Genomic DNA, 12,542 nt, shown 5'->3' with positions numbered 1-12,542 from the left:
AAGGGGGGACATGACACGGACGCGAACTCGGCGTCTGCGCTGGGTGGGAGGCCTGGCCGCGGTGACCTGTGCCGCGGCGATTTCGGCCACGCCCCTGCCCGCGCACGCCGCACCAGAGGGGAAGATACTCGGCGCCGGTGCACCCGGCTCCGTGGGAGGAAGTTATCTGGTCACACTCAAGGGGGGCACAACGGCTCCGTCGGCGGCCGGAAAGAGTCTCGCCGAGAAGTACGGGGCGAAAATCAGCCACACTTACGGCACGGTCCTCAACGGCTATGCCGTGCAGGCGAACGAGAGACAGGCGAGGCTCCTCGCGGCGGACTCCCGCGTCGCCTCGGTCGTCCAGGACACCCGCGTGACCCTGGACCACACGCAGAAGAACCCGCCGTCCTGGGGGCTCGACCGCATCGACCAGAAGAACCTGCCGCTGAACAAGTCGTACACCTGGCCGGACTCCGCGGGCAGCGGTGTGACCGTGTACGTCATCGACACCGGCATCCGGATCGGCCACAAGGACTTCGGCGGACGGGCGAGCTACGGCTGGGACTTCGTCGGCAACGACAGATCCGCCGGTGACGGCAACGGACACGGCACGCATGTCGCCGGCACCGTCGCGGGCAAGAGCTATGGCGTCGCCAAGAAGGCCAAGGTCGTCGCCGTACGCGTCCTCGACAACGCGGGCGCGGGCACCACGGCCAAGGTCATCGCGGGCATCGACTGGGTGACGAAGCACGCGAAGAAGCCGGCGGTCGCCAACCTCAGCCTGGGCGGCTACTCCAACGCCCAGCTGGACGCGGCCGTACGCAACTCCGTCAGGTCCGGCGTGACGTACACGGTCGCGGCGGGCAACGACGGACTGCCGGCCTCCCTCTACTCCCCCGCGGGGGTACGGGAGGCGATCACGGTCGGCGCGACCGACAAGAAGGACGCACGGGCGGGCTTCTCGAACTTCGGCTCGGCCCTCGACCTGTTCGCCCCGGGCGTGTCGATCACCTCGGCGTCCATCGCGAGCAACACCGGCAGGGCGACCTACTCCGGTACGTCGATGGCGTCGCCGCACGCCGCGGGCGCGGCCGCGCTGTATCTGGCGGGCCACCGGAAGGCGACGCCCGCACAGGTCGCCAAGGCACTCGTCGCGGGGGCGGCGGCCGGGAAAGTCTCCGGGCGAGGCCTGGGCTCACCGAACAAACTCCTGCAAGTACCGCGCTGATTGCGTCAGATTCCCAGGACCGGCTCCGTTCCTCTCGAACGGAGCCGGACTTGTGTGTAGACATACGCGTGAGTAGTTAACAAAGTGCCGGATTGCCCACCCGAATAGGGTGGGAAGGCTCCTGCGGTACACGCCACAGTCACACCACCGTCACGCCACAGCAGCACCCTGGAAGACGCCCGCAGGACCCACCTCCCCACCCCCATCCGCCCGCACCCACGTTGACGCGGACAGGAGCGGTCATGCCCGCCACGCACCACTCGTCACCACCCACGACATCCAGCACCGACGCACTTCCCGTGCGCCCCTACGCCGCTGCTCCGGCCCCGGAGCCACCCTCCGCGGGCGGCACGGCGGGCGTCGGGCGCATACCCGTCCTCGACGTCCGCCCGGTCGTCCTGCGCGGACACAGGCCCGCGAAGGCCGTCACCGGCGAGCCGTTCGAGGTCTCGGCGACCGTGTTCCGCGAGGGCCATGACGCGGTCGCCGCCAATGTCGTACTGAAGGATCCGGACGGCCGTCCCGGACCATGGACCCCCATGCGGGAGCTCGCGCCGGGCACCGACCGCTGGGGAGCCGAGGTCGTCGCCGACCGGACCGGCCTGTGGACGTTCACCGTGGAGGGCTGGGGCGATCCGGTCTCCACCTGGCGGCACCACGCCCACATCAAGATCCCGGCCGGGATCGACACCGACCTGGTCCTGGCCGAGGGCGCCCGGCTCTACGAACGGGCAGTGGCCGGCGTGCCCCGAAACGGCGGCAAGCGGGAGGCCGTCCTCGCCGCCGTCGCCGCCCTCAGGGACGAGACCCGTCCGGCCTCCTCCCGGCTGGCCGCCGCCCTGACACCCGAGGTCGACGCGGTGCTGGCGCGGTATCCGTTGCGGGAGTTGGTGACCGTGTCGGAGGCGTTGCCGTTGCTGGTGGAGCGGGAGCGGGCGCTGTTCGGGTCCTGGTATGAGTTCTTCCCGCGTTCGGAGGGCACGGTCGAGGAGCCGCACGGGACGTTCCGTACGGCGGCCCGCAGGTTGCCGGCGATCGCCGCCATGGGCTTCGACGTGGTGTATCTGCCGCCCGTCCATCCGATCGGCAGCACGTTCCGCAAGGGCCGCAACAACACCCTCAACCCCGGCCCGCAGGACGTGGGTGTGCCGTGGGCGATCGGCTCACCGGAGGGCGGGCACGACGCGATCCACCCGCAGCTGGGCAGCTTCGAGGACTTCGACTGGTTCGTCGCGCGGGCGCGGGCGCTGGGGATGGAGGTGGCGCTGGATTTCGCGTTGCAGTGTTCGCCGGATCATCCGTGGGTGCAGAAGCACCCGGAGTGGTTCCATCACCGTCCGGACGGGTCGATCGCGTATGCGGAGAATCCGCCGAAGAAGTACCAGGACATCTATCCGATCGCCTTCGACGCGGACCTGGACGGGCTCGTCGCGGAGACGCTGCGGGTGCTGCGGTTGTGGATGGGCCACGGGGTGCGGATCTTCCGGGTGGACAATCCGCACACCAAGCCGGTCGTCTTCTGGCAGCGGGTGCTGGCGGACATCGGCCGCACCGACCCGGATGTGATCTTCCTGGCGGAGGCGTTCACCCGGCCGGCGATGATGCACACCCTGGCGCAGATCGGTTTCCAGCAGTCGTACACCTATTTCACCTGGCGCAACGAAAAGCAGGAGCTGACGGAGTATCTGACGGAGCTCTCAGGTGAGGCGGCCGGCTATATGCGGCCGAACTTCTTCGTCAACACCCCCGACATTCTGCACGCGTATCTCCAGCAAGGCGGGCGGCCGGCCTTCGAGGTTCGGGCCGTACTGGCGGCCACCCTGTCACCGACCTGGGGCGTCTACAGCGGCTACGAACTCTGCGAGAACGTGCCCCTGCGCGAAGGCAGCGAGGAATACCTCGACTCGGAGAAATACCAGCTCAAGCCCCGCGACTGGGCAGCGGCCGAAGCAGCGGGACACACCATCACCCCGCTCATCACCCGACTCAACACGATCCGCCGGGCGAATCCGGCACTGCGGCAGTTGCGCGATCTCCATTTCCACCACGCGGACCAGGATTCGGTGATCGCGTACTCGAAGCGGAGCGGATCGAACACGGTTCTGGTGGTCGCCAACCTCGATCCCCACCACACCCAGGAGGCCACGGTCTCGTTGGACATGCCGCAACTCGGCCTGGACTGGCACGAGTCGGTGCCGGTGCGCGACGAGCTCACCGGCGAGACATATCACTGGGGCAGGGCCAACTATGTGCGCCTCGAGCCGGGCAGGAGGCCCGCGCACATCCTGACCGTCCTGCGACCGTCCACCCCGCAGATCGGAGGGTCACCCACATAATGATCGTCAACGAGCCCGTCCCGGACACCTTCGAGGACACTCCGGCCAGGGACCGCGACCCGGACTGGTTCAAACGAGCCGTCTTCTACGAGGTCCTCGTCCGCTCCTTCCAGGACAGCAACGGCGACGGCGTCGGCGACCTCAAGGGCATCACGGCCAAACTGGACTATCTACAGTGGCTGGGCGTGGACTGCCTGTGGCTGCCGCCGTTCTTCAAGTCACCGCTCAGGGACGGCGGTTACGACGTCTCCGACTACACGGCCGTCCTGCCCGAGTTCGGCGACCTCGCCGACTTCGTGGAGTTCGTCGACTCCGCCCATCAGCGGGGCATGCGCGTCATCATCGACTTCGTCATGAACCACACCAGCGATCAGCACCCGTGGTTCCAGGAGTCCCGCGCCAACCCCGACGGCCCCTACGGCGACTACTACGTCTGGGCCGACGACGACAAGCAGTTCCAGGACGCCAGGATCATCTTCGTCGACACCGAGGCCTCCAACTGGACCTTCGACCCGGTCCGCAAGCAGTACTACTGGCACCGCTTCTTCTCCCACCAGCCGGACCTCAACTACGAGAACCCGGCCGTCCAGGAGGAGATCATCTCCGCCCTGCGGTTCTGGCTGGACCTCGGTATCGACGGCTTCCGCCTGGACGCGGTGCCGTATCTGTACCAGAAGGAGGGCACCAACTGCGAGAACCTCCCGGCGACCCATGAATTCCTCAAACGGGTACGGAAGGAAATCGACGCCCACTACCCGGACACGGTGGTGCTGGCGGAGGCGAACCAGTGGCCGGAGGACGTCGTCGACTACTTCGGCGACTACTCGTCGGGCGGCGACGAATGCCATATGGCGTTCCACTTCCCGGTGATGCCGCGCATCTTCATGGCCGTACGCCGGGAATCCCGCTACCCGGTCTCGGAAATCCTCGCGAAGACCCCCGCGATTCCCTCCAACTGCCAGTGGGGCATCTTCCTGCGCAACCACGACGAGCTGACCCTGGAAATGGTCACCGACGAGGAACGCGACTACATGTGGGCGGAATACGCGAAGGACCCGCGTATGCGCGCCAACATCGGCATCCGCCGCCGGCTCGCGCCGCTCCTCGACAACGACCGCAACCAGATCGAGCTGTTCACGGCCCTGCTGCTGTCCCTGCCGGGCTCGCCGATCCTCTACTACGGCGACGAGATCGGCATGGGCGACAACATCTGGCTGGGCGACCGCGACGCGGTGCGTACGCCGATGCAGTGGACCCCGGACCGCAACGCGGGCTTCTCGTCCTGCGACCCGGGCCGCCTGTTCCTGCCGACGATCATGGATCCGGTCTACGGCTACCAGGTCACGAACGTCGAGGCGTCGATGTCGTCGCCGTCGTCGCTGCTGCACTGGACCCGCCGCATGATCGAGATCCGCAAGCAGAACCCGGCCTTCGGACTCGGCTCCTACACCGAACTACAGTCCTCCAACCCGGCGGTCATCGCGTTCCTGCGCGAATACGAGGACGATCTCGTACTGTGCGTGAACAACTTCTCCCGGTTCGCGCAGCCCACCGAGCTGGACCTGCGGCGCTTCAAGGGGCGCCACCCGGTCGAGCTGTTCGGCGGGGTGCGGTTCCCGGCCGTGGGCGAGCTGCCGTATCTGCTGACTCTCGGAGGCCACGGCTTCTACTGGTTCAGGCTCCGCAAGGACCCCCAGTAGGCAACGCCGAACAACCCGGGCGGGGCGGTTTCCCCCGTCCCGCCCGGGGCACGCATCAGTAACACCCCGCCCACCCGGGGAAAGGACGCGCCATGTCGGAAGCCGTCACCCGTTCCGTCACGACCGAGCCAGGTCTCCTTGCGTCACTGGACCCCCTGCTCAGGGAGTGGGTGCCGCGGCAGCGCTGGTTCGCGGGCAAGGGGCGTCCGGTCACCGGGTTCTCACCGGTGGCGGCCACCGAGCTGCTGCCGGCCGGCGGAAAGCTGGGCCTGCACCATCTGCTGGTCCGCGCCCACCAGCCGCTCACGCTGGGCGCCCCGCCCCACCCCGGGGACTGCTACCAGCTGCTGATAGGCGTGCGCGAGGCGCTTCCGCCGCGGCTCGCGCCCGCGCTGATCGGGCACGTGACCGAGGGCCCGCTCGCCGGACGGACGGTGTACGACGCCCTGTACGACCCCCGGCCCTCCGAAGTGCTCCTGGAGGCGCTGCGCACCCGGGCCCGCTTCGGTGGGCTGCGCTTCGAACGGGACCTGGACCAGGAGATCCGCTCCGGTCTGGTGCCCCGGCTGGTGACCGCCGAGCAGTCCAACTCGTCGGTCGTCTACGGAGATACGTTCATCCTGAAGCTGTTGCGCCGGATCGTGCCCGGCGTCAATCCCGACCTGGAACTGCCGCTGGCGCTGGCCCGCGAGGGCAGCCCCCGGGTACCCGCGCCGACGGCGTGGATGCTGGCGGACCTCGCCGACCAGACGTATGTGCTGGGCGTGCTCCAGCCGTTCATACAGGGCGCGACGGACGGCTGGGAGCTGGCGCTGCGCGAGCTGGCCAAGGGCGAGGACTTCGCCGCCGAGGCACGGGCGCTGGGGCGCGCCACGGCCGAGGTGCACACCGCGCTGGCCCGTGCGCTGCCCACGGTGACCATGGGCCATACGCAGATGCAGCTGCTGGTCGACGGCATGGTCGAGCGTCTCGACGCGGCCGCGCAGGCGGTGCCCGGCCTGCGCCCGTACGCGCCCGGGCTGCACTCCGCCTTCGAGGCGCTGGCCGACCTGGCCGCCGAGGGCCGCACCTGGACCGCCCAGCGCATCCACGGCGACCTTCACCTCGGCCAGTGCCTGCGTTCGCCCGCCGGTCAGTGGTCGCTGATCGACTTCGAGGGCGAACCGTCCAAGCCGCTCGCCGAACGGCGGATGCCGCAGCCGCTCGTGCGGGACATCGCGGGAATGCTCCGCTCCTTCGACTACGCGGCCCACTCGGCCGACCCGCCGGCACCGGACTGGGCGCAGACGTGCCGGGCCGCGTACTGCTCCGGGTACGCCGAGGCCTGCGGCCGCGATCCGCGGACCGACCCGGTGCTGCTGCGCGCCTACGAGACGGACAAGGCGATCTACGAAGTCGTCTACGAGGCCCGGCACCGCCCCGACTGGCTCCCGGTTCCGCTGTCCGCGGTGCGCCGCCTCGCCGCGTCCGACTGACCCGACACCCCAGTGACACCAGTGACACCAGACCCACCAGACCCACCTCACCTGACCTTCGCCGAGGAGGCGCCGCCCGTGACCCCCCGCACCCCGTCCGACGGTTCGAAGAAGACGGCAGAGGAGAACAGCGCCGCGAAGGAGACGAAGGCGGCGAAGGCGGCTTCGCCTGTGAAGAAGGCGGCGAAGAAGGCGGTGAAGGAGGCCGCGGCCGCGAAGGCGACGGCGAAGAAGGCGGCCGCGAAGAAGGCCACGGGGAAGAAGACCACGGCGAAGAAGACCACGGCGAAGAAGTCGGCTGCGAAGAAGTCGGACGCCAAGAAGACCACCGCGAAGAAGACCACCGCGAAGAAGACAGTGGCAAAGAAGACTGCGGCGAAGCAGACGGAGCCCGCCGCCGCCGTCTCCCCCGCGGTCGACGCCGCTGATCGCGAGCGGCTGCTGAGCGGTGCGCACCACTCCCCGCACTCCGTGCTCGGCGCTCATCCGGTCCCCGGCGGGGTGGCCTTCCGCGCCTTTCGGCCGTACGCGCTGTCCGTCACGATCGTCGCCGGAGATCTGCGGGCCGACCTGCACGACGACGGGGACGGGTTCTTCTCGGGGCTGCTGCCGCTGCGGGAGGTGCCGGAGTACCGGCTGCTCGTGACGTACGAGGGGTCGGCCCAGGACACCGAGGACGCGTACCGCTTCCTGCCCGCGCTGGGCGATCTCGATCTGTATCTGATCGGCGAGGGCCGGCACGAGCAGCTGTGGACGGCGCTCGGCGCACAGCCGATGACACACCAGGGCGTGCCCGGAACCCGCTTCACGGTCTGGGCGCCGAACGCGCAGGGCGTCAGTCTGGCCGGCACCTTCAACTTCTGGGACGGCACCGGGTACCCGCTGCGCTCACTGGGCTCGTCCGGCGTCTGGGAGCTGTTCGTGCCCGGCATAGGAGAGGGTGAGCTGTACAAGTTCGAGATCACCCGCCCCGACGGTTCCCGAACTCTGCGCGCCGACCCGCTGGCCCGCCGTACCGAGGCCCCGCCGAACACCTCCTCGATCGTGGACGCCTCGCACCACGAGTGGGGGGACGGGGAGTGGCTGGCCCGGCGCGGGCAGGTCCCCGCGCACGAGGCCCCCTTCTCCGCGTACGAAATCCATCTCGCGTCCTGGCGGCCGGGACTGACGTACCGTCAACTGGCCGAGCAGCTACCGGCGTACGTCAAGGACCTCGGCTTCACCCATGTCGAGCTGATGCCGGTCGCCGAGCACCCCTTCGGCGGCTCGTGGGGCTACCAGGTCACCGGCTTCTACGCGCCCACCGCCCGGCTGGGCACGCCCGACGACTTCAAGTACCTGGTGGATGCCCTGCACCAGGCCGGTATCGGTGTCCTGATGGACTGGGTGCCGGCGCACTTCCCGCGCGACGACTGGGCGCTGGCCGAGTTCGACGGCCGCCCGCTGTACGAGCACGAGGATCCGCTGCGCGCCGCCCACCCCGACTGGGGCACCCTCGAGTTCGACTACGGCCGTCGCGAGGTGCGCAACTTCCTCGTCGCCAACGCCGTGTACTGGTGCGAGGAGTTCCACATCGACGGGCTGCGGGTGGACGCCGTCGCCTCCATGCTCTACCTCGACTACTCGCGCGAGCCGGGCCAGTGGCTGCCGAACGAGCACGGCGGCCGGGAGAACCTGGACGCGGTCGGCTTCCTCCAGGAGATGAACGCGACGGTCTACCGGCGGGTGCCGGGCGTGGTGACGATCGCGGAGGAGTCGACGGCCTGGGACGGCGTCACACGCGCGACGCACCACATGGGGCCGGGCGGCTTCGGGGGCCTGGGCTTCGGGCTGAAGTGGAACATGGGCTGGATGCACGACTCGCTGGGCTACGTCCAGCACGAGCCGGTCCACCGCAAGCACCACCACCATGAAATGACGTTCTCGATGGTCTACGCGTACAGCGAGAACTACGTCCTGCCGATCTCCCACGACGAGGTCGTGCACGGCAAGCAGGCCCTCGTCTCGAAGATGCCCGGCGACTGGTGGCAGCAGCGCGCCAACCACCGCGCCTACCTCGGCTTCATGTGGGCCCACCCCGGCAAACAACTCCTCTTCATGGGCCAGGAGTTCGCCCAGGGCGCCGAATGGTCCGAGGCACACGGACCCGACTGGTGGCTGCTGGACCCCGCGTACGGCGCCGAGGCAGACCACCGCGGAGTACGGGACCTGGTCCGCGACCTCAACATCGTCTACCGGCACACCCCGGCCCTGTGGCAACGGGACACCGAACCGGCCGGCTTCCAGTGGGTCGTCGGAGACGCCACCGAGGACAACGTCTTCGCCTTCCTCAGGTACGACGCGGAGGGCGCCCCCCTGCTCTCGGTCTCCAACTTCTCCCCCGTCGTACGGCACGGCTATCGGCTCGGTGTGCCCGACGACATCCCGGCCTGGCACGAGTCCCTCAACACCGACCTCGCCAAGTACGGCGGCGGCGACGTGACGAACCCCGACCCGATCAAGCCGGAGCCACAGGGGTGGCACGGCCGCGCGGCGAGCATCCGCGTGACGTTGCCACCCCTGGCGACGGTGTGGCTGCGGCCGGCATAGAGGGCCCTTCGCCCACCTTCCGGCCGACCGAGTCGGGTGGTGGGTGGGCATAGGCCGGGGGTCTGGGGGCGGAGCCCCCAGGGACGGTCACCCGGACTCGGTCAAGCCCTTCGGCAGCGGGCCCGTGTGCAGCACGCCCAGCCTCTGGGTCGCCCGGGTCAGCGCCACGTACAGGTCACTCGTCCCGTACCGCCCCGGTTCCACCACCAGTACCGAGTCGAACTCCAGCCCCTTCGACTGACGCGGGTCCAGCAGCACGACCGACTGTGTGAGGTCCGGCTCCGCGCCCGCGGAAACCCCGTCCAGCCGCGCGGCCAGCGCCCGGTGGAGCTCCGTGGGCGCGATCACCGCCAGTCGGCCCTCGGCGGGGGTGAGTTCCGCGACGGCCTTGGCCACCGCGCCGGGGAGGTCGTCCGTCGCGCGTACCCAGGGTCGTACGCCCGTGGACCGCACGGAGCTCGGCGGTTCGAAGTCCGGCTGCTCGGCCCGGACGACGGCCGCCGCGAGGTCCATGATCTCGGACGGTGTGCGGTAGTTGACGCCGAGGCGGGTGTGCTCCCAGCGGTCCTCGACATACGGCTGAAGGATCTTCGACCAGGAACCCACGCCGGCCGCCTCCGCCGTCTGCGCCGGATCGCCGACCAGTGTCATGGAGCGGGTGGGGGTGCGCCGCATCAGCAGCCGCCACGCCATCGGCGACAGCTCCTGCGCCTCGTCGACGATGATGTGCCCGAAGGCCCAGGTCCGGTCGGCCGCCGCACGCTCGGCGGCGCTGCGGTGGTCGTCCTCCTCCTGGCGCTCGGCGAACCGCTCGGCGTCGATGATGTCGTGCGCGGAGAGGACCTCGGAGTCGTCGTCGCCCTTGTCCTCGAACTCGTAGGTGCGGGACGCGTACGACACGTCCAGCACCCCTTGCGCGTACGACACCTGCCGCTCGCGTTCCTGTTCCGCCCGCGCTCGCGCCAGACGGTCGTCCTGGCCCAGCAGTTCGGCCGCCTCGTCGAGGAGCGGTACGTCCGCCACCGTCCACGCGCGCGTGACCGGGCGCCGGATGGCCGCCGCGTCGGCGTCGGACACGTACCCCTCGGGCTCGGCCAGGAAGTCCGCGAGCAGGCGTCGCGGGGTGATCCTGGGCCACAGCTGGTCGATGGCGGACCAGACGTCGGGGTTCTCGGCGAGCTCGTCACGGATCTGGGTGATGTCGCTGGGGTCGAGGAGGCTCGTACCGTCGTACGGGTCGGTGCCGACGCGTTCGGCGTACAGCTCGGTGAGCGTGTTGAGGATGTGGCCCTCGAAGTTCTCGCGGGCCGCGTTGTGCGGAAGCTTGGCGGCGCGGGTGCGCTCGCGGGCGACGCCGACCAGACCGTCGTCGAGCATCAGGATCTCTCGGTCGTGCTCGATCGTGACCACGGGGTCGGGCAGCGCCTGACGGTCCCGTACGACCCGGGCCAGGACCTCGGCCATCTCCGCGCGGCCCTTCACCGCCGCCGCCTCGGGCGTGTCCCTCGCCGTCGCCTTCACACCGGGGAACAGCTCGCCGACCGTCGCGAGGAGCACGCCGGTCTCGCCCAGCGAGGGCAGCACCTCGCCGATATAGCCGAGGAAGGCGGGGTTGGGGCCGACGATCAGGACGGCACGCTTGGCGAGCAGTTCGCGGTGTTCGTAGAGCAGATACGCGGCTCGGTGCAGGGCCACCGCCGTCTTGCCGGTACCCGGGCCGCCTTCCACCACCAGCACCCCGCGGTGCGGTGCGCGGATGATCTCGTCCTGCTCGGCCTGGATGGTCTGCACGATGTCGGTCATCCGGCCGGTGCGCGCGGAGTTCAGCGCGGCGAGCAGCACGGCGTCGCCGGCCGGGTCCTCGTGGCCGGTGCGGGTGGCGTCGCCGACATCGACGAACTCGTCGTGCAGGGCGGCGACCCGGCGGCCGTCGGTGGTGATGTGCCGGCGGCGGCGCAGGCCCATCGGGGTGTGGCCGGTGGCCAGGTAGAAGGGGCGGGCGACGTCGGCACGCCAGTCGATCAGGACCGGGGTGCGTTCGACGTCGTCGGTGCGCAGGCCGATCCGGCCGATGTGGTGGCTGACGCCGGAGGTGAGGTCGATCCGGCCGAAGCAGAGCGAGCCGTCCACCGCGTTCAGGGCGGCGAGCAGACCTGAGCGTTCGGCGACCAGGATGTCCCGCTCCAGGCGGGCCTGCATGGGCGTGTTGCCCTGGGCGAGCGCGTCGGTGACGGAGTCCTCGGTGTCGCCGCGCAGCGCGTCCACGCGCGTGTACAGGTCGTCGATGAATTCCTGCTCACGGCGCATTTCATCGTCTGGAAATTCGCTGTTTGACAATTCCGCTCCCGCCCGGATATACTGTGCTCATTGAACTTCCTCGCGACTCAATTGTCTTGAAGTCGCGAACCATTGAATATACGCAAAGAAATCCCCCGAGCGCAATTGCTCGGGGGATTTCTTTGTATTGCGTCAGGTCAGAGCACGTCGGACAGTTCCTCGATCAGCCGCCGCTTGGGCCGGGCCCCCACCATCGCCTTCACGGGCTCGCCACCTTGGAAGACCATGAAGGTCGGCATCGACAGCACCTTGTACGCGTTCGTGGTCTCCGGGTTGGTGTCCACGTCCAGCTGAACCACCTTGAGCCGGTCGCCCTCCTCCGCGGCGAGCGCGCTGAGCACCGGCCCCATCTGCCGGCAGGGCGGACACCAGTCGGCGGTGAACTCGACCAGTACCGGCAGGTCCGCCCCGATCACCTCCGCCTCGAAGTCCGCGTCCGTCACTTCGGCCACACCCGCTGCCTTGATCACAGCTCCTGCCCTCCCAGTTCGCACAACGGTGAAACACCCTCGGTCATGGCCAACCGCATGCCGATCTTCGCCCGCACGGCCTGCAACTCACCGATCAGTGCGTCCAGCTCGTCCAGCTTCCGCCGGTAGACCGCGATGGAGGCAGGGCACTCGTCCCCCTCTGGGTGCCCTGCCCGCAGGCACTCCACGAAGGGCCGCGTCTCCTCCAGGTCGAACCCGAAGTCCTGGAGCGTTCTGATCTGCCGGAGCAGCTTCAGGTCGTCCTCGTCGTACGTCCGGTATCCGTTGCCACCCCGCCGCGCGGACAGCAGACCCCGCGACTCGTAGTACCGCAGCGTCCGCGTCGTGGTCCCGGCCCGTGCGGCCAGCTCGCCGATTCGCATGTCCTCGAACGTAGTCCTTGACGCCGACGTCAAGGCAACAGC

8 protein-coding genes are annotated in these 12,542 nt (G+C 69.3%); 5 read left to right on the top strand and 3 right to left on the bottom strand.

Annotation, left to right across the window (positions count from 1 at the left end):
• The first annotated feature begins 10 nt into the window (after positions 1-10).
• The 5 genes from KCH87_RS22135 (at position 11) to glgB (ending at position 9,310) form a co-directional block, all read left to right on the top strand.
• The gene (locus KCH87_RS22135; RefSeq protein WP_210587944.1) at positions 11-1,210 is read left to right on the top strand and encodes a S8 family peptidase; all 1,200 of its coding nucleotides are present in this window, start codon (positions 11-13) and stop codon (positions 1,208-1,210) included.
• 242 nt (positions 1,211-1,452) lie between these two features.
• Positions 1,453-3,546 (top strand): alpha-1,4-glucan--maltose-1-phosphate maltosyltransferase, encoded by a 2,094-nt coding sequence (locus tag KCH87_RS22130; protein ID WP_210587943.1) that lies wholly within the window; start codon positions 1,453-1,455, stop codon positions 3,544-3,546.
• Positions 3,546-5,246 carry a maltose alpha-D-glucosyltransferase gene (treS, locus tag KCH87_RS22125; RefSeq protein ID WP_210587942.1) on the top strand — a complete coding sequence of 567 codons (1,701 nt, stop codon included), beginning with the start codon at positions 3,546-3,548 and terminating at the stop codon, positions 5,244-5,246. The genes KCH87_RS22130 and treS overlap by 1 nt, the downstream gene beginning before the upstream one ends.
• Before the next feature lie 92 nt (positions 5,247-5,338).
• Positions 5,339-6,721: a maltokinase gene (locus tag KCH87_RS22120; RefSeq protein ID WP_210587941.1), complete on the top strand. Its 1,383-nt coding sequence runs from the start codon at positions 5,339-5,341 to the stop codon at positions 6,719-6,721.
• 78 nt (positions 6,722-6,799) lie between these two features.
• Complete coding sequence (glgB, locus tag KCH87_RS22115) at positions 6,800-9,310, top strand: 1,4-alpha-glucan branching enzyme (protein WP_210587940.1); 2,511 nt, start codon at positions 6,800-6,802, stop codon at positions 9,308-9,310.
• A gap of 87 nt (positions 9,311-9,397) precedes the next feature.
• Here the strand turns inward: glgB and KCH87_RS22110 are convergent, their stop codons facing one another.
• The 3 genes from KCH87_RS22110 to KCH87_RS22100 all read right to left on the bottom strand — a co-directional run bounded on the left by KCH87_RS22110 (position 9,398) and on the right by KCH87_RS22100 (position 12,500).
• Positions 9,398-11,617: a UvrD-helicase domain-containing protein gene (locus tag KCH87_RS22110; protein ID WP_210587939.1), complete on the bottom strand. Its 2,220-nt coding sequence runs from the start codon at positions 11,615-11,617 to the stop codon at positions 9,398-9,400.
• Positions 11,618-11,784: 167 nt separating this feature from the next.
• Positions 11,785-12,117, bottom strand: a complete 333-nt coding sequence (locus KCH87_RS22105; RefSeq protein WP_308298886.1) for a thioredoxin domain-containing protein — start codon at positions 12,115-12,117, stop codon at positions 11,785-11,787.
• On the bottom strand, positions 12,114-12,500 hold the full coding sequence (locus KCH87_RS22100; protein WP_210587938.1) for a MerR family transcriptional regulator: 387 nt from the start codon (positions 12,498-12,500) through the stop codon (positions 12,114-12,116). The genes KCH87_RS22105 and KCH87_RS22100 overlap by 4 nt, the downstream gene beginning before the upstream one ends.
• Positions 12,501-12,542: the final 42 nt, after the last annotated feature.

It is taken from the genome of Streptomyces sp. GESEQ-35, assembly GCF_017948485.1.
Taxonomy (GTDB): domain Bacteria; phylum Actinomycetota; class Actinomycetes; order Streptomycetales; family Streptomycetaceae; genus Streptomyces.
This window is presented reverse-complemented; position numbering and strand designations above follow the sequence as displayed.